The following is a 24714-nucleotide window of genomic DNA, read 5'->3' on the forward strand; positions in this document are numbered from 1 at the left end:
ATAAACTATTTCCATTCATTTTTTAATAAAATATGGTTAAGTTGCAACCATTGAAGTGCAATAATTGATGCTGCATTATTGATAATTCCATTTTCAACCCATTGGTAAGCCTTTTCTCTACTAATAACATGCACTTTAATATCTTCATTTTCTTCAGCAAGTCCATGAATACCACTTGCTGTTGATGAATCCACTTCGCCAACTATAATATGTAATTTTTCTGTTAAACCGCCTGGAGAAGCTAAATAACTAATTATAGGCTTACAACGACCAATTGAAATACCAGCTTCTTCCATCGCTTCACGCCTTGCAACATCTTCATAGGATTCATTTTTATGATCCATCATTCCTGCAATTAACTCTAGCAGCCATGGGCTCTGTTGCGTTTCTATAGCCGCAATACGAATTTGCTCAATCATTACTACTTTATCGCGCTTAGCATCGTACGCTAACAATACTACAGCATGCCCACGCTCTAAAATTTCTCTTGAGACTTCTTCACTAATTGAACCATCAAATTGACGGTATTTAAAACGATATTCAAATAACGAAAAAAAGCCTTTATATAAAAGACGTTTAGTTAAATTAAATACGTCTTTGTTGTCAAAAAGGATTGGATTATTCTTAATTTTCATATGCCCCCTCAATTTTAGGTTGAATTTTAATAAAAAGTGCGAATAGCGAATAAACTATGCTTACTATATCTTAATTATCTGTTAAAATTATATAAATGAGAATGCTACTATATTTTAATGTTTTTTAAAGAGAAAATTAATGAAAAAAACTTTAACCTTTCTAATCGGCTTAGCCTTAAGCCAATCTGTATTTGCCGAAAATTTGGTACAGGTTTATGAACAAGCTAAGGAAACCAATCCTGATTTGCGCAGTTCATTAGCTGAAAAAGATAAGGCATATTCAGCAATTTCAGGATCGCGTGCAAGTTTACTTCCACAAATTGGTCTAAATGCTTCTTATGGTGTTACGCATGGTCGTCGAGATAGCAGTGGCGTTAAAACTAAAAGCGGCAATTTATACCAATTGACCTTAACACAAAGTATTTTCGATTATTCGAATTGGAAAGTTCTAGACATAACCAAAAAGCAAGCTTCCATCGCTGACATCGCTTACCAATATCAAGGTCAAACATTGATATTAAATACATCTGTCGCTTACTTTAATGTATTAAAAGCACTTGATGCATTAAGTTTTATTGATGCACAAAAAAAAGCCATTGGGCGCCAATTAGAGCAAACTCGCCAACAGCATCAAGTTGGTTTAGTTGCAATTACTGATGTACAAAATGCCCAAGCAAATTACGATCTTACTGTTGCGCAACAAGTTAATGCTTTAAATGATTTAAACAATGCTCTCGAATATTTACGTCAAGTAAGTGGTCGCTTTTATTCTAAATTGGCTACCGTTGATCCTAAAACGTTCCAAGCGGTTGCACCAACTCAAATTAGCACTTTGTTAAAACAATCTGAAATATCTAATCTCAATCTATTAACAATGAAATTAAATCAAGATATTGCGCGTGAGCAAATTAAGCTTGCTCAAGCGGGGCATCTACCTACTGCTAATTTAAATGCTTCAACCAATTTAAACAAAAATGATCGATATGGTAGCAATAGCACGCATACTAAGTCATATTCAGGAAATAATTATGTAGGGATTAACTTAAATATGCCTATTTTTTCTGGTGGTGCTACTATGTCAAAAGTTGATCAAGCACAACATAATTTTGTTAGTTTTAGCGAAAAACTGGAAAGTACTAATCGAAATGTAATCAACCAAGTACGTTCTTCATACAATAATATTTCTTCATCAATCAGTGCTATTAAAGCTTACCAACAAGCTGTTATTTCAGCTGAAAGTTCATTAGAAGCAACAACATCAGGATACCAAGTAGGAACACGAACTATCGTTGATGTATTAAATGCAACTACACAACTTTATAGTTCTAAAAGAAATTTATCAGATGCAAAATATAACTATTTAACTAGTTTGTTACAACTGAAATATGCTGTTGGTACATTAACAGCTGATGATCTTGTCACACTAAATAACATGCTTGGTAATGAAGTTGGTACCTTGGTAACAATTAAATAATTATTTAGAAATAAAGGGCGATTAAATCGCCTTTATTTTTAACTTAAAATCTGGTTATTATCCATTTTTTACGACTTGCACTTACTAAATTTAGTACTCTTCAACCTTATAAAGTTACATAAAATTTTCCTAATCTAATATTTAAAATCCACAATAACTATAATAATCATTGCAATTTTTGATAGGCAATGCCTGTCCGTATATAAAGTATATACCTTTCTAAAAGGTAATATATTTAGCGGCCATTTGTATTGTTAATTTATGCTGCTAAATTGGCGACCAACAAGAAATGATTGAACTTAGCAATATTACTTTTATTGCTATTTCATTTAATCGCTACACTCAATTGCTAACAGTTCTGCGCAATAAAAATCATACTTAATACATCAAACTATTATCTGATTATTGTGAGGGTATTAGTGACTAAATTTTACGCCAAGCGTCTATTGAAAAGCTTGTACAAGAATTGATACAAACTAAAACGTTATTAAAAGCAAAGTCCATCTACAACATAAACTTGAGTTGGAAAAGATTAAATAGATAATAAATACTATATCTTTTATGTTGATTATCTTAAACTGGAGCGAATATATTAAAGAAAGTTTAGGGCAAAATATAATTATGAAATGTTACCCTTTAAAAAAAGAATTTTGGCTAAACCAATTAAATGTTTTTAATAAACGAATAATGAAACTTAACACCCTAATAAATTAAAATATATAATATAGATTCCATACATCTTAACAAACATATTAATTTGTTAAGATGCAGTTTCTATAATAAAGATATCAATTACGAAATTCGCATTCCTGGTTTAGCGCCACTATCTGGTGATAGTAGGTACACACCTTCGCCATCATCTTTACCACTTGCACAAAGCACCATTCCTTCTGAAACACCAAAGCGCATTTTACGAGGTGCTAAGTTAGCAATCATAATAGTTAAACGCCCAATTAACACCTCTGGGTCAGGATAAAACTGCTTGATACCTGAAAGCACGTTACGGGTTTCGTCACCAATATCAAGCGTTAATTGAAGTAATTTATCGGATCCTTCAACAAAACAAGCATGTTTAATTAAAGCAACGCGCATATCGACTTTAGCAAAATCATCAAAATTAATCGTCTCAGCGATAGGTTCAGCAACTTTAGGGTTTACAGGTTGTGCTAATGCAGTTTGTTGTTTTGTTTCTTCAATCATGGTTGTAATTTTATCCATATCAATACGATTAAATAAAGCTTTAAACTGATTAATTTTATGACTTGTTAAAGCATTATCAATTTCGCTCCATTCTAATTTGCTATTTAAAAATGCCTCTGTACGTTCAGCCAATGAAGGCACAATTGGTTTTAAATAAGTCATTAAGATGCGGAATAAGTGAATTCCCATTGAACAAATATCTTGCAATACTTGATCTTGCCCTTCTTGTTTAGCAACCACCCAAGGTGCCTTTTCGTCAATATATCGGTTAGCTTCGTCAGCAAGTGCCATAATTTCACGAATTGCCTTGCCTGATTCGCGTTGTTCAAAATAGTCAGCAATCACTTTTGCTTTTTTAACAAACAAGGAATACAGTTCAGGCTCTGCCACTTTATTTGATAATTTGCCGTCAAAGCGTTTATAAATAAATCCTGCAGAACGCGAAGCTATATTGACAACTTTATTGACTAAATCGCTATTTACTCGTTGCACAAAATCTTCAAGATTTAAGTCAATATCATCAATATGTGAGGATAATTTAGCTGCATAATAATAACGTAAGCAATCAGGATCTAAATGTTTTAGATAGGTACTTGCTTGAATAAAAGTGCCGCGTGATTTAGACATTTTCGCACCATCAACAGTCACATAACCATGTACAAAAATATTGGAAGGCTTACGATATTCGCTACCTTCAAGCATAGCAGGCCAAAATAAGCTGTGAAAATAAACAATATCTTTACCAATAAAGTGATACAGTTCTGTACTTGAATTTTTGTCCCAAAACTCATCAAAAATTGGTTTATTTTTTTTATTACAGTAATTTAAGAAAGATCCCATATAACCAATTGGCGCATCTAACCAAACGTAAAAATACTTACCAGGAGCATCGGGGATCTCAAATCCAAAATAAGGTGCATCACGACTAATATCCCACGGTTGTAAACCAGATTCAAACCACTCTTGCATTTTATTAGCAACTTGATCTTGTAATGTTCCTGAACGAATCCACTCTTGTAACATATTTGAAAAAGCAGGTAGATCAAAAAAGAAGTGCTCAGAATCTTTCATAACAGGTGTAGCACCAGATACTACTGATTGGGGATTAATTAAATCAATTGGATTATAAGTTGCTCCGCAAACTTCACAGTTATCACCATACTGATCTGGTGCTTTACAGCGTGGGCAAGTACCTTTTACAAAACGGTCAGGTAAAAACATCTGTTTTTCAGGATCGAATAGCTGTGAAATAACTTTAGTTTTAATATAGCCATTCGCTTTTAAACGTTTATAAATTTGCTCTGATATCTGACGATTTTCTGGGCTATGTGTTGAATGGTAATTATCATAACTAATATTAAAGCCAGAAAAATCACGTTGATGTTCGGTTTTGACATCACTAATCATCTGCTCTGGAGTAATCCCCAATTGCTGAGCTTTGAGCATAATCGGCGTGCCATGGGCATCGTCAGCACAAATAAAATAGATCTCATTTCCCCGCATACGTTGATAGCGTACCCATACATCAGCTTGAATGTGTTCTAGCATATGACCTAAGTGAATTGCACCATTGGCATAAGGAAGTGCACAAGTCACTAATATTTTGCGTTGAGTTTTCATGTTGATTTATTACCCTTTTTTACATAATGGCAGAAATAGTACATCAATCGTGGGATTATCGCTAGATTTATGCCATAATTTCATAAAATTTATATGCTCAATTTACTTTTCAAACAGCAAATAATCATTTTTTAGTGAGGTAAACCAATAAAATGTACCGCCCTATTATTATTTAATGTTTTTTAGCTTTTGATACAAGGTAATTGGAAATAAAACGAGTATAAATACTGAGGCACAAAGAGATAACCACAATGAATACTGAAGTAAAAAAAATTCTTGAAAATTTTACTCATTCAACGCTAAAAAAAAATTTACTTGAACTTGGCGCAATAAAAGAATGTGAAATAGTTAATCACTGCTTAACTATAAATTTAACAATGCCTTTCGCTTGGCAATCTACTTTTGAAGAATTGAAAAAAATAACCTCTCCAGAATTGCTTAAGCTTAACAGCGTTAATGATATTGACTGGCATATTGAATATAAAATTGCTACTTTAAAACGTGCTAATAACAAAAATGCCATTAATAATATAAAAAACATTATCGCGATAAGCTCAGGAAAAGGCGGCGTTGGAAAATCATCAACAGCGGTCAATCTTGCGCTAGCTTTACAAAAACAAGGGGCTAAAGTAGGGATTTTAGATGCAGATATTTATGGCCCCTCGATCCCAACCATGTTAGGTACAGAAAACCAGCAACCCTTAACACCCGATAATAAACATATGACACCAATAATGGCATATGGGCTTGCAAGCAATTCCATTGGTTATTTAGTTGATTCCGATAGTGCCATGGTATGGCGTGGACCTATGGCAAGTAAAGCTCTATTACAGATTTTACAAGACACGCTTTGGCCAGAACTCGACTATCTTGTCATTGATATGCCTCCAGGCACAGGGGACATCCAATTAACCCTAGCGCAAAACATTCCAGTTACTGCTGCTGTAATTATCACAACGCCTCAAGATATTGCCTTAATCGATGCAAAAAAAGGTATTACCATGTTTAATAAAGTAAACATCCCAACACTAGGAATTATTGAAAACATGAGTTACCACATTTGTGAACATTGTGGACATCATGAGGCCATCTTTGGTGAAGGTGGTGCAAAACGTTTAACTGAACAATATCAAACAAAATTGCTAGGGCAAATTCCACTTCAAAAAATGTTACGCCAAGATCTTGATACAGGAAAGCCCACTGTTATTAACCACCCTGATAGCGAATTTAGCCAACTTTATTATCAAATAGCAGGAAGTATTGCTAGTGAGTTATATTGGCAAGGTGAAGCGATTTTGCCTGATATCCCTTTTAAAACTATATAAATTTAAAATCGATATATTGGCTACTAAATATAATAGCCAATATATCAAGATGAAATTTAAATAATAATGTGTAAATAATCCAGCATTTTTCAATAAATAATTCAAATAATAATCAATATGACACCAATCAGTATCTACTATTTTAAATGACTAAACTCCTCCTTCGCCTTAATTAGTTGTTGAGTAAATTCCGAGTTTGTATGTAGCTGAGCCACAACAGCCGCTGCCATAATCTTTGCAGCATCGACATCACTTTGCCAATGATAACCACAAATTACCCGACTTTCGCCTATTTCATAACCACGCTTAAAAATTTCATTTTGTCTCTCTGGATTGATTTCAGCAAGTACTAGCGAAATAGCAAATCCCATTGTAGTATGACCTGATGGATAAGAACCATTAGTTGATAATGTTTTTTCATCTTCTGGACGACAAGTTGGCTCATTAAAAAAAGAAAATGGTCTAACTCGATTATAAAAATTTTTAGCAGAACGAGTCGCCAGATCACCGGCATCTTCTTTCATCGTAGTAATGAGTTTATAAATCTCGGGAGTTGTAGTTATAGAAATTTCAGATCCAAAAGAGGAGGAAAACTGTTTGGCTATATTATCCTTACTAGAATCAGCATCTAAATAAGCTTGATGTCCTCGTTCAGAATTACGAAGTGACTTACCCCAATCATACATCGCTTTATCCCTAAGAAAATCAACACTATTAAAAGAAGGAGGAGGAGGTAATAAAAATAAACTATTAGGCGATTGATTTTCTGTAAGGTAAAAATCTTGTGGATTAGTCGTCACATCTTTAATATTATTGGCATAAACATTTGTAGATATTAAGACACACATAATAATACTGTTTACAAAGATTTTTTGCATATAAGTTTCCTTATTAAAAAGCACTATAATTCTCGGTAACCAACACCAACAACTTATGATAACTAACCTGCTTATTTAAATAGATTAATTGCCCTATAAGATAAATAAGTAATAAATATTTCTTATTTTAAGCATATCAATGTGGTTATTTAACAACATTCACCAATTAATAGCTTAGTTAATCATAAAAATAATTTCTTTATTAATAAACAAACAAATTTTTTATATGTGACAACTATCACATTTATTTTTATTGAAATTTTTTGACTTATTATTGCTCACTAAATTGAGTAAGCAAAAATGTTATTCATTGGATAAATTATCAAATCTAGCATAATATGAATATGACAGCTGAATAATGCTAAATTTATAGTAAATAAAGCTGTAAAACTTTAATAAGTTCACTCTATCGAAACAACGTTATTAGTTACAACACTAAGGAAACTGTTATGCAAAAAAGAGTTAATGAAATCACCATGCGCGGAGCACCTATTACTTTGTTAGGCACACAAATTAAAGTTGGCGACACAGCGCCCAATTTTATCGTGCAAGATTTAAAAATGGAGCCCATTAAATTGTCCGATTTTAAAGGTAAAATCAGAATTATTAATTCGGTTCCATCCATTGATACCTCAGTATGTAGTGCTCAAGTGCATCGCTTTAACGTCGAAGCGGCAAAATTAAAAGACACAGTGATATTTTCAATTAGCGTCGATTTACCTTTTGCCTTAAATCGCTACTGTGCTGCTGAAGGTATTGATGCCGTTAAAGTCACCTCAGATCATAAAGAACTCAACTTTGGTTTAAAATATGGAGTTGTTATTGAAGAGTTGCGATTACTTTCTCGATCTGTATTTGTCATTGATAAAAACGACAAAATTGTTTATGTGGAATATGTCAAAGAAACCTCTTCTGAACCTGATTATGACAAAGTCCTAGCTGCAGTTAAAGCACTAGAATAAATCGCTATAATGAAACATCGCCCTCAAATACTAATATTGGTGGCGATTAAGTTTAAGATTTATTCTTAGCAACTATTTAATAGACAAACATATTCAGTTATAATCAAAAGTAATCTAATATTCCCTCCAAAATCTTAATCATGAATAATAGTATTAACCGATCTCGGGTTTGGTCATCAATTCTTTGTCTTGCATTTGCGGCATTTATTTTTAATACAACGGAATTTGTACCTGTCGGGCTATTACCCAATATTGCTGAAAGCTTTTCAATGGACGTAGCCCATGCTGGATTATTACTCACTATTTATGCGTGGGCTGTTTCGTTATTATCATTGCCACTCACAGTATTAACATCAAAAATGGAACGAAGGAAGCTACTTATCCTTTTATTTTGTCTATTTATAGGTAGTCATATTTTAGCTGGAGTCGCATGGAATTTTTACAGTTTAATGATAGCAAGAATTGGTATTGCTTGTGCACATGCGGTATTTTGGGCAATTACAACACCACTTGCAGTTCGGTTAGCGCCCAATGGTAAAAAAGCTAAAGCAATGGGCTTTATTGTTATTGGCGTATCGATGGCAACCATTCTAGGTATTCCAATTGGCACCATCATAGGACAACTCGTTGGCTGGCGCGTGACTTTTTTATGTATTGCTGGTATCGCTTTTTGCGTGATGATATTACTACTCCGCTTATTGCCTACTGTACCAAGCATGGATATTATCTCTATCAAAGATATTCCAATGGTATTAAAACGCCCAATACTGCTAAACATTTATTTATTAATTGCCATTATTATTGCGGGTCACTTTACTGCCTATACCTATATTACGCCATTCATGAAAAATATTGGTGGATTTAACCAAAATGTTATCGTCCTTTTATTATTAGTTGTAGGTTTTTCTGGAATGATTGGTAGCGTTATTTTTGCAAAATATGCTGAAAAGAATCCAACCGCAATTTTCATCATCCCTATGCTATTACTGATTACTTGCTTATTATCGCTTTATGTCTGTTCATTAACGCTTTATACTGCAATTATTCAATGTTTGATTTGGGGACTTTCCATTACAATTATTGGAATGGTTATGCAAAGTAAAGTAATTGATGCCGCACCCGATGCCACAGATATAGCCACTTCAGTCTATTCTGGTATTTTCAATATTGGAATAGGAGGCGGTGCTTTTATAGGCAGTAAGGTATTAATTTTACTTTCAATTGATTACATTGGTTATGTTGGTGCGTGTTTTGTCATCATCGCACTATTATTATTCTACTTTTTATCTAGAAAATTATGGAATAATAAAACGGTTATTTAAAAACTGTTATGTAAAAAATATTATATAAAAACCTTAGGGTAAGGAAACAGCATTATTTATTTTATAACACAAATAAATAATGCTGAAAATACTAACACTTACCTTATGATTTGCTTAAAGACTCTAACTGCTCCCATCTTTCAAAAACAGCTTCTAATTCAGCCTCTTTATCTGCCAAAGATTGTAAAATTGGGCTAGTAATTTCATGAGTTTGATTAAAAAAGTCACTTTGACCAATTTGTGCTTGTAAATCAGTAATCTCTAATTCTAATTGTTCTATTTTGCTTGGTAATTGTGCCAATTCTCGTTGTTCATTATAACTCAGTTTAACTTTCTTTTTAGCGGTTCGCTCACTACTTTGATTATTAGTAGCAGATAATTCTTTTTTAGGTTGCTCAAGTTTATTAACTGTCGTTACTTTAACTGGTTGTGCTTGCTGCTGTTGTTGCAGAGCATCGGCATAACCACCAGCATAAACACCAATATGGCCTTTTTCTTCAAAAAACCAACATTGAGTGACCACATTATCAACAAATTGCCGATCATGACTAACCAACAAGACAGTTCCTTGATAATCATTCACTAACTCTTCTAGCAATTCTAATGTTTCAATATCAAGATCATTGGTCGGTTCATCAAGTATTAATAAATTGCTAGGTTTTAAAAATAGTTTAGCCAGCAATAAACGATTACGCTCCCCTCCAGACAGTGCTCGTACAGGTGTTCTGGCACGTTTAGGCGGAAATAAAAAGTCCTGTAAATAACCAAGTACATGGCGTGATCGGCCATTAACCATAACCTCTTGCTTACCTTCGGCTAAATTATCCATCACCGTTTTTTCAGGATCGAGTTCGAGACGATATTGGTCAAAATAAGCAACTTCAAGCTTTGTGCCACAATGCACACTACCTAATGTTGGTGTCAAATTACCCAACATCAGTTTTAATAAAGTTGTTTTACCAATACCATTAGGACCAATCAGAGCGATCTTATCACCACGTAATACTTGTACAGAAAAATCATTAACTAGTAACTTATCCTCAATCTGATATGTCACATTTTCAAGCTCAAAAACAATTTTTCCTGAACGTAATGCTTCCTCGATTTGCATTTTAGCACTACCCATAACTTGGCGTCGCTTGCTGTATTCTTGACGCATTGCTTTTAATGCTCGCACTCGCCCTTCATTACGAGTACGACGAGCTTTAATACCTTGTCGGATCCAGACTTCTTCTTGAGCTAATTTTTTATCAAATTCAGCATTTTGTAACTCTTCAACACGCAATGCTTCTTCTTTACCAAGCAAATAATTATCATAACTCCCACTCCAAGACGCAATTTTACCTCGATCCAAATCAATAATACGCGTTGCCATTTGACGAATAAACGAACGATCATGGGAAATAAACACAATACTACCATTAAAGCTTTTCAAAAAATATTCCAACCATTCAATGGTTTGAATGTCTAAATGATTGGTTGGTTCATCAAGCAATAAAACTGTTGGCTGACAAACCAACGCTTTGGCTAATGCGGCTTTACGCAACCAGCCACCCGATAACGAAGACAACAATGCATCACCATCAAGCGATAATGAAGAAATAACATTACGAATACGGCTATCTAATTGCCAACCATTTTGATGATCTAACTGTTCTTGCATTTTCGCTAATTTATCTAAGTTACTTTCGCAAGGATCGGACTCTACACGATGTGCTAAATCGTAGTAATCTCGTAATAATTGTGTTTGTTCGTGTAACCCTTCTGCCACAAAATCAAACACGCTGCCTTGCACATCACGAGGAGGATCTTGTTGTAATCGTGAAACAATTACATTATTTTCATAAATGATTTGCCCTTCGTCTAATGGCATTTCTTTATTTAACACTTTAAGTAAAGTCGATTTACCAGCACCATTACGGCCGACAAGGCAAACACGCTCGTTTGGTTCAATAGACATATTGATATGATCAAGCAACGGCGCATCACTAAATGATAGGTAAGCATTTGTAAGGTTAATTAATGACATATTTATGTTTTTATTTGGATAAAAAGTAATAAAGCGTTATTCTATCATAAAGTTGTATCAGCCAATTAAAATCAATTATCAAAGATATAATAAAATTCTTTACTAATGTAAGATTCTTTATTTTTTCTTAAGAAGGATAAGAATGCTGTATTTATTGATCATTTAAAAATATTAATAATATTTAGATAAGGAGATTTCTATGAGTCATATGTGGACATTTCAGCGTGTAGGCGGATTAGATCAAGTTGTATTTAAAAATGCCAAAGATATAATCAATTTGCCAGAATTAGATCCTAAATTGTGGGTTGCTCTCAGTTGCCCAACAACTGGATTAGATTTTGATAAAAAAACGCTAGCATTACTTGATTCAGATAAAGATGGGCGCATCCGAATTCCCGATATTTTAGATGCAATTAGTTGGACTAGAGATAAAATAATTTCATTTGATAGTATTTTAAACACAAGTGAAACACTACCATTATCACAAATTAATACATCAACTCCGCAAGGAAAAAAACTATCGGTCACCGCTCAAAGTATTTTAGCTAGCTTGAATAAAAATAACGTGGATTATTTAACGCAAGATGATATACAGAAATCTATTAAAATCAATGAGAATAAACTTTACAATGGTGATTTAATCTTTCCTGCATCAAGCGAATTATCACCAGACATGCAAATGTTTATTAAAACGGCGATCAAAACTATCGGCGCACAAAAAGACATGAGTGGACAAGATGGTATTAATTTAGATATTGCTAAAACTTTTGTTGCAAATCTAAAAATATGGCAACAATGGCAAAAGGATATAAGCAATTTCCAAACACCTTTTGGGGAAAACACTGCAGAAACTTGGAAATTAGTGCAAATGTTAACACCTAAAATTGACGACTACTTTTTGCGTGTCGAATTAGCACAATACGCCCCACAAGCACAAACAGCACTTAACGTTGACGAAAAATATATTGTACCAACCGAAAATGGTTTATTGTCTGATGAAGCATTAGCTGAGCTACCTCTATCTAAAATTGATACAACTGATGCTCTCGATCTGGTTAATGGGCTTAATCCGCTTTGGAAAACTAAAATTGGGCGATTTAAAACCTTAGTTGCTTCAACATTATCAACCCCAGACAAACTCACACAACAAGAATGGCAAAATATAAAAAATAGTCTTGAAAATTATACTACGCTAATAAGTTCTAAACCTGAATTGTCAAAATTAGATGTCACAACTCAACCAACAGAAAGTATTGAAGATATACCAACCAAATTGATTACTAGCATGGCTAATGATGAATTACTTACTAAATTCGAAAAAATGGTTGAACAAGATAATAAAACCTCTATTTCAGCATCAGATGTACTGATTTTAGAAAAGTTAGTCCTATTTCATAAGCATCTTTATCGCTTGCTGATTAATTTTGTTTCCTTTGCAGACTTTTTCATCCCAACAACTCGAGCCGCATTTCAACTTGGTAAACTTTACATAGATGGCCGCTGTGCAAACCTTTGTGTTGCGGTCGACAATATAGCCAAACACTCAACCATGGCAAATTATTCTGAGCTTTGTTTACTTTATTGTGAATGTACACGACATGGTCAAAAACAACTGATTGCCGCAGCGATGACTGCCGGACAAGGAGATTTGTTAATAGAAGGTAGAAATGGCGTATTTATCGACAATGAAGGGAATGATTGGGATGCCAATGTAGTTAAAATAATCACTAAACCAATTAGCATTCAGCAAGCAATTTTGGCACCTTACCAACGTATTGGACGTTGTATTACTGAACAAATTAATAAATGGGCAAGCAGTAAAGATGCCGATGTTGAAAAATCAAGTGAACAAGCACTCCAAAACCCAGTAAATAAATTTGATATTGGCAAAAGCGTTGGAATTTTTGCTGCAATTGGTTTAGCAGTTGGTGCAATTGGCACGGCATTAGCCTCGATTTTTCAAGCAATATTTTCACTCACTTGGTGGCAGCTCCCTTTGTCGTTTATTGGGTTATTCCTGATTATTTCTGGTCCATCTGTTATTTTGGCATGGCTAAAATTACGACGAAGAACGTTAGGACCACTGCTTGAAGCATCTGGTTGGGCTATTAATGGACAAGTAAAAATTAATCTAATGTTAGGTAGATTACTCACTAGTAAAGCCGAACTACCTACAAATGCAAAACGTAATTTGCGTGACCCAATGAAGCAACGCCATAAAAAATTAAATATCATTTTTGTATTAGCAATGTTATTAGGAATTGGCACAACTGCAGGCTGGCTATGGCATGAAGGTTATATTGACCGTTACATCGAACCACTAAAACAACAAACTCAAAATAACATCGATACAAATGCCGACAAATAAAAATGGCTAGACATAACAAACTACCAATAAATAATTCCACCGACAACCTTCGGTGGAATTGCTAGCCATTAAGGCTGATAAACAGGAAAGCGTCGACAAATAGCTAAAACTTTCTCTTTTACTTCTTGTATGTTTTGCTCATCATCAATATTATCTAAAACATCACAAATCCAATTGGCCAAATCGCATGATTCGGCTTCTTTAAAACCTCGACGAGTAATAGCTGGTGTACCAATACGCACACCTGATGTTACAAATGGACTTTGCGGATCTTTAGGTACACTATTTTTATTGACGGTAATATTGGCACAGCCCAAAGCGGCATCAGCTTCTTTGCCGGTGATATTTTTATCAACTAGATCAATTAAAAATAAATGATTGTGTGTTTCACCCGATACTACTTTAAAACCACGTTTTAAAATCACTTCAACCATGACCTTAGCATTTTTCACTACTTGCTGTTGATATTCTTTATAAGCGGGCTCCATTGCTTCTTTTAAAGCAACTGCTTTAGCGGCAATTACATGCATTAAAGGACCACCTTGCGTCCCTGGGAAAACAGCCGAATTCAACTTTTTGTATAACTCTTCACTACCATTTTTTGCTAAAATCAAGCCCCCTCTTGGACCACCTAAGGTTTTATGAGTTGTAGTAGTAACAACGTGAGCATAAGGAACTGGATTTGGATAAACACCTGCTGCAACTAACCCCGCCACATGCGCCATATCCACAAATAAATAAGCCCCGACATTATCAGCAATTTCGCGCATACGTTTCCAATCAATTACTCCAGAATAGGCTGAAAACCCACCTATGATCATTTTTGGTTTTGATTCTTTAGCAATTTTAGCTAACTGCTGATAATCAATATGTCCAGTATCATCAACGCCATAAGAAACAACGTTATAAAGCTTTCCGGAAAAACTAACTGGGGAACCATGAGTCAAATGACCGCCTTCAGATAAATTCATACCCAATACAGTATCGCCCGTTTTTAAAAGTGCCATATAAACTGCAAAATTAGCTTGTGAACCTGAATGAGGTTGCACATTAGCATAATCAGCACCAAATAAAGTCTTAGCGCGCTCAATTGCCAATTTTTCAACAATATCAACATATTCACAGCCACCGTAATAACGTTTTCCAGGATAACCTTCAGCATATTTATTGGTGAGTTGCGAGCCTTGAGCTTGCATTACTCGTGGACTGGTATAGTTTTCTGATGCGATCAGTTCAAGATGATCTTCCTGACGCTGCTCTTCGCCTTTAATTGCATCCCATAATTCCTTATCATAATCAGTAATGGTCATTTTTTTACTAAACATGTTGACTCCTTCTTATTAATCACATTAGCCTTTAATTTCATTGATAAATTTATTTGCACAAAAATTACCTTTGTTATCCTTACTTATTCATCACGTTATTTCAATATTTTTTATTCTATATAAATAATTTTCATCTAAAATAGATTATCAAAAAATAACTTGATTATACTAAGTAGCCTATTGCATTTGTGCAATTTAACGCTTAAAACAGTCCAATGTTTTCAAAAAATTGTTTTAGAATATTACAACCAAGAGTTGGATAAAAATAATTTAACTTTTATCAGAGTAAAAATAAAATAATTAGCGATTTTTATTTTTTATAGTATTACGGATATACTTATACAAAAATTAATTATTGAGTCTTAAGATCTATGCCTATATCGACCTTAGTTGTTATACCTCTTTTCATTATTACTATCGTTTTCGCATCATTGTTTAAAAAAAAGAAGTTACAATTACTAATTATAACGATAATGACTGTATTTATTGTAATGGAACTAACCTCTATCTATTTCAGTGGTGGTTTTATTGATTATCAATTTTATGTCAATTTAAACGTCAACGATATTATTGAAGGGTTATTTATTTTCAAATTACAAGCTAGTTTAGTTATTATCGTATTCTCTTTCTTGATATTTCTTTTATTAAAATTAGTCAACATTTTTAGCAATAAATGTCGAATATTAATTCGTTTATTATTAGCATTTATTTCATTTATTTCAATTAGTTATCATAATGGACCTTTAAGCCATTTATATGAAATCTATCAGGTAATCAATTCTCCTTGTAAGCCATTTAATGAAGCGCTGCAATCACTTAATATGATTAATTATCCTAATAAAGATCAAATTGTTAGTACTAAAGGTAAAAACATTATCATTTTATCATTAGAATCTTTTGAACAAGGTTTCTTTGATTTTCACGATATAACTCCTAATTTACAAAAATTACGCCAGAACTATACCTTTTTTGCTGACATGCCAATGAGCCGAGGAAGTACATGGACTACAGCATCAATGTACACTTATATGACAGGTATGCCTTTTTTAATTGGTGGATTTACAACTTCGCCATTAATAAAAGCAAATGAAACAAGATTAGTTAGTTTAGGTGATGTGCTTAAAAAAGCTGGTTATCAGACACGTTATGTAATGGCAAACCCAGATTTTGCTGGTATTGGACACATTGCAGAAATTTTGGGTATACAAGTTGTTTCAGAAAAAAATTATATAGATCAATACCCAAAAGCACCATTTGGTCTTTATGACAAAGATATCTTTGACATAGCTAAAAAACAAATTACAGAAATGCGTCAAACTGATAAACCATTTGCATTATTTGTGTCAACTGTTTCAACACATGCCCCAAATGGTTTTTATGATGAACGAATGCAATCAGTTATTTCACCTAAAAAAGACAATATGTCTTTTGTTGCTGCCTCACTAGATCATAATTTAGGAGCTTTTATTCAATACTTAAAAGATGAAGGTATCTTAAATAATACTGTATTTTATATCTTCCCAGATCATTTAATGATGGGCTCAGGCACTCCAACAATTAGTCATCTGTCCGAAAAGGAACGTAAATTATATTTGCTCACTAATGCTAAAATAAATAATTTACAAAAAAAAACCAATCAAAGAATCTACCAAATAGATTTACCGCGCTTAATTTTAAACGGTGCACAAATTGAAAGTAATGCCAAATTTCTAACAGACTATTTAACAGAGCCTAATTTCGATAAGAAAAAATTTATTGAACAAAATAAATCTAATATAGCAACACTTAATTATTCTGCTGAAAAATATGAATAAACTAATAGTTAATGCATTAAATAACTAATCTAGAAACTGAATATTTTCATAAATTAGGATGATATACAAGTATCTTTTTTACTTTTTATTTTTAGTGCTTTGGATTCTTGGTAATTTTTTCAATTATTAATATAGACTTAATAAGATATCCGCCAAAATTTTATTTATATATTATAATAGCAAAAATTAACCAATTGGTTTTTAAAATAGACATTGTTATTTAAATATTTATATATTAAAAATATAGGATACTTTATTTTTGAATATTAAAAGGTTAATTGCTAAACTGTAACACATTATATTAATATCTATTTATAAGTTAATTACTATTCATAAGTAAAATAGTTACTGTTTAAATAATTTCCATAGGTTAATTGAAATGGATGAATTACTAAGATATGGTCGAGAGCTTCTTGAACTAGAATTAAACGAAGCTCAAAAACTACCCGATCGTCTGGGAGAAGATTTTATTAAAGCTTGCCAAATTATTTTGGCAACTAAAGGAAAAGTGGTTGTATCAGGCATTGGAAAATCTGGACATATAGGTAAAAAAATTGCAGCTTCATTAGCAAGTACAGGTAGTCCTGCTTTTTTTATGCATCCTACAGAGGCTCTACATGGTGATTTAGGTATGGTTTCTGAAAATGATGTTGCTATCTTAATTTCTTATTCTGGTCGTGCCAAAGAATTTAATTTCATTTTACCAATACTCGCTTCAATAAATGTTCCTGTTATTGCCATAACAGGAGGATTAAACTCACCACTAGCTAAATCAGCACAAGCAGTGCTTGATATTTCAATTGAAAAAGAAGCCTGCCCAATGGGCCTTGCTCCCACTTCAAGTTCAACTAACACTTTACTAATGGGAGATGCTCTTGTTATTACAGTAATGCGAGCTAGAGGTTTCAAAGAAGAAGATTTCGCACGTTCGCATCCTGGTGGCAATTTAGGAGTAAAATTACTCAATCAAGTAAAAGATGTTATGCGAAAAGGTGACTTAATCCCCAAAATTTCAAAGTCTTCCACAGTTCTTGATGCTATGTTAGAATTAAGCCGAACAGGAGTAGGTTTAGTAACCATATGTCAAGATGATAATAAAATTATTGGTGTATTTACTGATGGCGATTTACGTAGATTATTACTAAAAAACGGTACATTACATGATAGCATCTTATCTGTAATGACCACTCCAGGTTACAGAATTCCAGAAAATTGGAAAGCGACAGAAGCGTTAAAATCATTTAATTATCACAATATTACTGCTGCGCCAGTTGTCAATGCCAAAGATGAATTAGTTGGTGCTTTAAGTATTCATGATTTACACCAAGCGGGAATAAGCTAAAACTATTGATAAATACCTATTGCAAAAAGGGGCTATCTATTGAGATAATTACCAACCTAAATTTTTGTCGTATAAGACGGAGATCCAAGAAAAAGTTACACAATTTATTTTGTGCATGATTTTTCGAATCATAACAAAATAATATTGTGTTGTATATTTAACCAAAATTAATAGATGATGAAACTACAATGGCAGAAAAGCGAAATATCTTTCTAATTGGCCCAATGGGGGCAGGAAAAAGCACAATAGGCCGACAAATTGCACAACAGTTAGGCATGGAATTTTTTGACTCAGATCAAGAGATCGAAAAACGTACTGGAGCTGATATTGCCTGGATTTTTGACTTAGAAGGTGAAGATGGATTCCGCGCCAGAGAAGAAAAAATTATTAATGAATTAACAGAAAAACAAGGCGTAGTGCTCGCAACTGGCGGGGGATCAGTCTTATCTAAAGAGACTAGAAACCGATTATCAGCTCGTGGGATCGTAGTTTATTTAGAAACAACCATTGAAAAACAAATGGCAAGAACACAAAAAGATAAACGACGCCCATTACTACAGGGTGCCAATACACCCCGTGAGCTTTATGAAGAGCTCGCAGATGAACGAGAACCGCTTTACGAAGAGATTGCAGACATTACAATTAAAACTGATGAGCAAAGTGCTAAAGGTGTTGCAGGTTATATTATTGATAAAATAGAACAAATTTAAAAAATTTGTTTACAATAATATAATGATAAACGGGCAGCTCTCATAAGTAGTAATATGGTTGTTAGTAAGTTAAGGGGTGAATATGCGTGTAGATAAAAATGATCGTTATGTATCAGAAAAAGCGAATAAGAACTCTACAACTTCATTTAAATTACCAAGTTTATTTCAAGATTTTCCAAAGAGAAAACTGATCATTCTTGGTTTTGCTGTGATAATGATTTTTATATCGCTCATCTTGATGATATATAGCTATTCAAAACAAAGTAAGCGAACGGAATTAACACCATCGGTTATCAATGATTTGCCATCAACAAATTTTGATAGCGACAACAATACGTCATCCTCCTTAACTAAAAGGGAATCTATTGCCACTAATAATTCCCAAGCTATAAGTTCAAAGAGTCAGACTAACTCTCAAACTGAAACAACATTAAATCAAACATCAGGTAAGCAAGAGCAGCCTAAAAATATAAAAAACATTACCAATAAAGGAAAAGATATTGATAATCGAAACATAAAATCAAATATGGATTCATTAATAGCAGATGAAAATAATGGCGTTAGTAGTTTGAATAATAAATTTAGTTCACAAATAATATCAAATAATTATCCTCTTACAGAAGAATCTAGTCATAAAGGGGAAAATACTAAATTAGATAAAAATAGTAATTTGGAGGACAACTATTATGCGATTCAACTTAGCGCATCTTCATCTGCTGAAAATTTAAAGAAATTTGCCATACAAAACAATATAAGTAACTATCAAATTTATAAAACAAAACATAACAACAGCACATGGTTTGTATTAATTGAAGGCAATTATTCATCATATGATGAAGCAAACAGAGCGATAAAATCTTTGCCGAATGCACTACAAAAAAATAACCCATGGGTTAAATCTAGTGCAGCGATTAATAAAGAAAAGGCAGTAAAGTAAAGGATATAGTTCATTTATCCTACCAATATCAAAATAGGAGTATCCGTTGAAAAAACAACGAGCCTTTTTAAAATGGGCTGGAGGAAAATATGAGCTTGTAGACACTATTAGGCAGTATCTACCAAACGGTGATCAACTCATTGAACCTTTTGTTGGGGCAGGTTCTGTCTTCTTAAACACAAACTACAAAAGCTATATTTTGGCTGATATTAATCATGATTTAATTGAATTATTTAATTTATTAAAAACTAAACCAGATCAGTTTATCTGCGATCTAAAATCGTTATTTGACCCTCAGAATAATCAACCTGAGGCATTTTATCAGCTGCGCAATGTTTTTAATCATAGCAAAGATCAATATCTACGTTCTCTACTATTTGTATATTTAAATCGTCACTGCTATAACGGATTGTGTCGATATAATAATAGTGGTTTATTTAACGTACCATTTGGTCGATACAAAACAATCTATTTCCCAGAGAAAGAGCTAAATTTTTTCGCGCAAAAAGCGCAAAATGCCATATTCATTTGTGCTCCTTATCAAGATGTGATGAAAAAAGCGCAACGGAATTCTGTGATATATTGTGATCCACCTTATCTATCACCAAACGAATCAGTTGGATTTACAGCATATTATTCAAATAGTTTTGGATATGATGAACATAAAAAATTATCAAAATTAGCCGAAAAGATAGCTTATAAAAAAGATATTCCTGTACTTGTATCAAATCATGATACAAATTATACAAGAACTTTATATAGCAAAGCTCGTCATCTTTATCGAGCAGAAATGCGACGTTCAATTAGTTGTGCCGGCGAAGGCAGAAAAAAAATTGATGAAATTTTAGCATTATACAAAAAATCTTAGCTTAGCTTTAGTATAATAATAAGAAGATTTTATCAATAGAGGGATTGTTATGAACGAATTTATTATTGCACCATCAATTCTATCAGCTGATTTTGCTCGTCTTGGTGAAGATACTCAAAAAGTATTAGATGCAGGTGCAGATGTTGTACATTTTGATGTCATGGACAATCATTTTGTGCCTAATCTCACTATGGGCTCAATGTTTTGTAAAGCATTGCGAGATTATGGCATAAAAGCCCCTATTGATGTTCACTTAATGGCATCTCCTGTTGAAGAGTTGATCGTATCTTTTGCTAAAGCCGGAGCTACAAATATATCAATCCATCCAGAATCTACAATTCATCTAGACCGTTCATTGCAATTAATTAAAGATCATGGCTGTCACGCTGGTATTGTGTTTAATCCTACCACGCCGCTTGATTATTTAGATTATTCAATTGATAAAGTAGATATTATTTTATTAATGAGCGTTAATCCTGGTTTTGGTGGACAATCATTTATTTCTTCAACTTTAAAAAAATTACAACAAGCAAAACAACGTATACTTGAATCAGATAGGAACATTCGTTTAGCAGTCGATGGTGGAATAAAAGTTGACAATATAGCCCAAATAGCTAAAGCTGGTGCTGATATGTTTGTAGTAGGTTCAGCTATATTTAACCAACCCAATTATAAAACGGTCATCGATGCAATGCGAAAAGAATTAGCAGGAGTGTAATATGCATAAATTAGACAATATTCAAGCAATAGCATTTGATTTAGATGGTACACTTGTTGATAGTGTTCCTGGCCTTGCTCTTGCAACACAAAACATGTTAGTTGATTTACAATTACCAACAGTTACTAATGAACAAATTAAAAATTGGGTTGGTAACGGTATTGATATCATGTTAAAACGTGTTTTTAAAGCTATCGAAGTCGATCCATCAGAAGCCCTCTTTATACAAGCTAGAGATATTTTTAACTGTCATTATGATCAGGTTATCGATGTTGGAACGAAATTATTTCCTAACGTCAAGGAAACCTTAAAAACACTTTATACTAGCCAATATCCATTGGCATTGGTCACTAATAAACCAGCAAAATTTCTACCTGATCTACTCACTTCTTTAGGAATTAAAGAGTATTTCTCGCTAGTGCTTGGTGGTGGAGATGTAATAAAATTAAAACCACATCCTGCTCCATTATATCAAGTTATGGCAACATTTGGATTATTTAACAATCAACTACTTTTTGTGGGTGACTCTAAAAATGATATCACAGCAGCTAAAAATGCCAATTGCCCAACAGTGGCATTAAGTTATGGATATAATTATGGTATTTCGATTGCTACAAGTGAACCAGACTTTTTATTTGATGATTTTAAAGATATATTAACGATATTACCTCAGCCTAAAGCTGACGAAAAATATAATTAACACATATTAGGAATAAATTATGAGTAAACCAATTGTATTTAGTGGTGCACAACCTTCAGGCGAGTTAACACTTGGTAACTACTTAGGTGCTCTAAAAAATTGGGTGGCATTGCAAAATGAATATGATTGCGTTTATTGTATCGTCAACCAACATGCGATAACAGTACGCCAAGATCCACAAAAATTACGTAAAGCCACACTTGATACGTTAGCACTCTATTTAGCTTGTGGTATTGATCCACAAAAGAGTACTATTTTCGTACAATCCCATATCCCTGCGCATACTGAGTTAGGGTGGGTTTTAAATTGTTACACCTATTTTGGCGAGCTCAGCCGCATGACACAATTTAAAGATAAATCGTCACGTCATTCGGAAAACATTAATGCAGGCCTATTTGATTATCCGGTTCTTATGGCGGCTGATATCTTATTATACCAAGCCGATTTAGTGCCAGTAGGGGATGATCAAAAGCAGCATCTTGAATTAACTCGCGATATTGCAATACGTTTTAATGCTCTTTATGGCGATATTTTTACTATTCCTAAACCATTTATTGCTAAAGTTGGTGCAAGAGTTATGTCATTACAAGAGCCAACAAAAAAAATGTCCAAATCAGATGAAAACCGTAATAATGTAATTGGATTACTTGAAAACCCAAAAGACATTGAGAAAAAAATTAAACGTGCAATGACCGATTCTGATGAACCACCAACAGTGCGCTACGATTTAAAAACTAAAGCTGGCGTATCAAACCTGCTCGATATATTAACAGGTATTACAGGTAAACCAATTACCGAGCTTGAAAAAGAGTTTGAAGGTAAAATGTATGGTCATCTTAAAACCGAAGTAGCAACCCAAATCATTGATATGTTAACCACTTTACAGACCAAATATCACCAATATCGTGATGATGAAAATTATCTACTTTCAATTATGCAAGAAGGAGCCCAAAAAGCTCGTTCAAAAGCCGAGCCTACTTTGAAAAAAGTCTATGATGCAATAGGCTTTGTATAGTTAGCAATCAAAAAATGGTCATTGATAATAACATTAAACAGTATTGATTGGTTTTAATATACTATATTAAAAATCTTAGCTATTACAGGTTAGTTATGAAGATTATCATTCTTGGAGCGGGACAAACAGGCAGTGCTCTTGCTGAATACCTCGTTACAGAAAAACAAAACGACGTCACTGTTGTAGATGAAGATGACAACAAATTGCAATCATTGCAAGAACGCTTTGATTTACAAGTAATTTGTGGAAAACCCTCTTATCCACAAGTTTTAGAAAGTGCAGGTGCTGAATCAGCCGATATGCTAGTTGCTGTAACTAGCTCTGATGAAGTAAACATGATGGCATGTCAAATTAGTCATGTGATGTTTAATATTTCGCAAAAAGTTGCACGAATTAGAGCGCCAGAATATAACGAGGAAAAATATTCTTTTTTTAATAAAGATTGTATCAATATCGATCATATTATCGCTCCTGAAAATCTCATCACTAACCATATAAGCCATTTAGTCCAGTATCCTGGTTCGCTACAGTTTGCCTCCTTCTATGATAATAGAGTATGTTTGGTTGCTGCTAAAGCATATTATGGCGGGGCTTTGGTTGGAAGTGAATTATCGGAGCTCAAAGAACACCTTCCTCATGTTGAGGCCCGAGTCGTGGCAATATATCGTAAAAATCAATTTATTCGCCCACTAGGATCAACATTGATCGAGGCTGGCGATCTGGTCTATTTTATAACCCCACCTTTTAATATTAAAGCCGTGACCAGTGAATTACAACGTTTAGAAAAACCATACAAACGTATAATTATTAGTGGTGGAGGGAGTATCGCAGTCGCGCTAGCTAAACGTTTAGAAAATGCCTACCAAGTTAAACTAATTGAACGTAATTCTGTGCGTGCTGAATTAATTGCCGAACAGCTAATTAACACAACTGTATTACATGGTGAATCATCTGATCAAGAGTTATTATCACAAGAACAAATTGAGCTTACCGATCTTTTTATCGCAGTAACAAGTGATGATGAATCAAACATCATGTCTTCAATGCTTGCCAAAAGAATGGGGGCAAAAAAAGTCATTGTATTAATTCAACGTCAGGCCTACCTTGAACTTATCAATGACAGTGTAATTGATATAGCGATTTCACCACAACATGCCACCATTTCAGAGCTATTAAGTCATGTAAGACAAACAGGTATGGTAAAAGTTGTCTCATTAAGACAAGGTGAATCTGAAATTATTGAAGTCATTGCTCATGGTGATAATGAAAAATCAAAATTGGTAGGTAAAAATATTAATGGATTAAAATTACCTTCAGGCGCAACTATCGGGGCTATTGTACGAGGAGAAGATGTGATCATTGTTAATACTGATTTAACCATTGAAGACAAAGATCATCTCATTATATTTTTACCAGATAGAAAAGCGATTACTGATATAGAAAAATTATTACAATGACTTGTTTAAAATAAA

The 24714-nt window shown here is 33.5% G+C and carries 19 protein-coding genes; 14 read left to right on the plus strand and 5 right to left on the minus strand.

Features of this window, described 5'->3' with window-relative positions:
* Positions 1-5 precede the first annotated feature (5 nt).
* The gene (nudF, locus tag A9G34_RS08440) at positions 6-635 is read right to left on the minus strand and encodes an ADP-ribose diphosphatase (RefSeq protein ID WP_034943989.1); all 630 of its coding nucleotides are present in this window, start codon (positions 633-635) and stop codon (positions 6-8) included.
* A 139-nt stretch (positions 636-774) separates the two neighbouring features.
* On the opposite strand from nudF, the gene tolC reads away from it, so the two are divergent.
* On the plus strand, positions 775-2109 hold the full coding sequence (gene tolC, locus A9G34_RS08445) for an outer membrane channel protein TolC (RefSeq protein ID WP_051825042.1): 1335 nt from the start codon (positions 775-777) through the stop codon (positions 2107-2109).
* Positions 2110-2901: 792 nt separating this feature from the next.
* Here the strand turns inward: tolC and metG are convergent.
* The gene (gene metG, locus A9G34_RS08450; protein WP_065569442.1) at positions 2902-4929 is read right to left on the minus strand and encodes a methionine--tRNA ligase; all 2028 of its coding nucleotides are present in this window, start codon (positions 4927-4929) and stop codon (positions 2902-2904) included.
* A gap of 251 nt (positions 4930-5180) precedes the next feature.
* On the opposite strand from metG, the gene apbC reads away from it, so the two are divergent.
* On the plus strand, positions 5181-6254 hold the full coding sequence (gene apbC, locus A9G34_RS08455) for an iron-sulfur cluster carrier protein ApbC (protein ID WP_065569443.1): 1074 nt from the start codon (positions 5181-5183) through the stop codon (positions 6252-6254).
* 137 nt (positions 6255-6391) lie between these two features.
* On the opposite strand, the gene A9G34_RS08460 is transcribed toward apbC, so the two are convergent.
* Positions 6392-7132, minus strand: a complete 741-nt coding sequence (locus A9G34_RS08460) for an acid phosphatase (RefSeq protein WP_065569444.1) — start codon at positions 7130-7132, stop codon at positions 6392-6394.
* Positions 7133-7581: 449 nt separating this feature from the next.
* Between A9G34_RS08460 and tpx the strand changes: the two genes are divergently transcribed.
* Together tpx and A9G34_RS08470 are read left to right on the plus strand one after the other, a co-directional pair.
* The gene (gene tpx, locus A9G34_RS08465) at positions 7582-8094 is read left to right on the plus strand and encodes a thiol peroxidase (RefSeq protein WP_065569445.1); all 513 of its coding nucleotides are present in this window, start codon (positions 7582-7584) and stop codon (positions 8092-8094) included.
* Between the two features lie 140 nt (positions 8095-8234).
* Positions 8235-9416, plus strand: coding sequence for a sugar transporter (locus A9G34_RS08470; RefSeq protein WP_034915274.1), 1182 nt, complete (start codon positions 8235-8237; stop codon positions 9414-9416).
* Positions 9417-9519: 103 nt separating this feature from the next.
* Here A9G34_RS08470 and A9G34_RS08475 read toward each other — a convergent pair whose 3' ends face one another.
* The gene (locus A9G34_RS08475; protein WP_065569446.1) at positions 9520-11445 is read right to left on the minus strand and encodes an ABC transporter ATP-binding protein; all 1926 of its coding nucleotides are present in this window, start codon (positions 11443-11445) and stop codon (positions 9520-9522) included.
* A gap of 199 nt (positions 11446-11644) precedes the next feature.
* On the opposite strand from A9G34_RS08475, the gene A9G34_RS08480 reads away from it, so the two are divergent.
* Entirely contained in the window at positions 11645-13813 is a 2169-nt protein-coding gene (locus tag A9G34_RS08480) for a hypothetical protein (RefSeq protein ID WP_065569447.1), read from the plus strand.
* A 68-nt stretch (positions 13814-13881) separates the two neighbouring features.
* On the opposite strand, the gene glyA is transcribed toward A9G34_RS08480, so the two are convergent.
* Positions 13882-15138, minus strand: coding sequence for a serine hydroxymethyltransferase (gene glyA, locus A9G34_RS08485; protein WP_065569448.1), 1257 nt, complete (start codon positions 15136-15138; stop codon positions 13882-13884).
* Between the two features lie 473 nt (positions 15139-15611).
* Between glyA and A9G34_RS08490 the strand changes: the two genes are divergently transcribed.
* From A9G34_RS08490 to trkA, 9 genes are all read left to right on the plus strand, one after another.
* Positions 15612-16952 (plus strand): LTA synthase family protein, encoded by a 1341-nt coding sequence (locus A9G34_RS08490; RefSeq protein ID WP_065569449.1) that lies wholly within the window; start codon positions 15612-15614, stop codon positions 16950-16952.
* A 379-nt stretch (positions 16953-17331) separates the two neighbouring features.
* Entirely contained in the window at positions 17332-18294 is a 963-nt protein-coding gene (gutQ, locus tag A9G34_RS08495; protein WP_065569450.1) for an arabinose-5-phosphate isomerase GutQ, read from the plus strand.
* A gap of 188 nt (positions 18295-18482) precedes the next feature.
* Positions 18483-19004, plus strand: coding sequence for a shikimate kinase AroK (aroK, locus tag A9G34_RS08500; protein WP_034944028.1), 522 nt, complete (start codon positions 18483-18485; stop codon positions 19002-19004).
* A gap of 82 nt (positions 19005-19086) precedes the next feature.
* Positions 19087-19941 carry an SPOR domain-containing protein gene (locus A9G34_RS08505; protein WP_065569451.1) on the plus strand — a complete coding sequence of 285 codons (855 nt, stop codon included), beginning with the start codon at positions 19087-19089 and terminating at the stop codon, positions 19939-19941.
* 46 nt (positions 19942-19987) lie between these two features.
* Positions 19988-20809, plus strand: a complete 822-nt coding sequence (locus A9G34_RS08510) for a Dam family site-specific DNA-(adenine-N6)-methyltransferase (RefSeq protein WP_034944036.1) — start codon at positions 19988-19990, stop codon at positions 20807-20809.
* A gap of 49 nt (positions 20810-20858) precedes the next feature.
* Positions 20859-21527, plus strand: coding sequence for a ribulose-phosphate 3-epimerase (gene rpe, locus A9G34_RS08515; RefSeq protein WP_034944040.1), 669 nt, complete (start codon positions 20859-20861; stop codon positions 21525-21527).
* A 1-nt stretch (position 21528) separates the two neighbouring features.
* Entirely contained in the window at positions 21529-22227 is a 699-nt protein-coding gene (locus A9G34_RS08520; RefSeq protein WP_034944043.1) for a phosphoglycolate phosphatase, read from the plus strand.
* A 19-nt stretch (positions 22228-22246) separates the two neighbouring features.
* The gene (gene trpS, locus A9G34_RS08525) at positions 22247-23242 is read left to right on the plus strand and encodes a tryptophan--tRNA ligase (protein WP_065569452.1); all 996 of its coding nucleotides are present in this window, start codon (positions 22247-22249) and stop codon (positions 23240-23242) included.
* Positions 23243-23337: 95 nt separating this feature from the next.
* Positions 23338-24699, plus strand: coding sequence for a Trk system potassium transporter TrkA (trkA, locus tag A9G34_RS08530; RefSeq protein ID WP_065569453.1), 1362 nt, complete (start codon positions 23338-23340; stop codon positions 24697-24699).
* The last annotated feature ends 15 nt before the right edge of the window (positions 24700-24714 follow it).

This window comes from Gilliamella sp. Choc4-2, from assembly GCF_001690355.1.
GTDB classification, from domain to species: domain Bacteria; phylum Pseudomonadota; class Gammaproteobacteria; order Enterobacterales; family Orbaceae; genus Gilliamella; species Gilliamella apicola_A.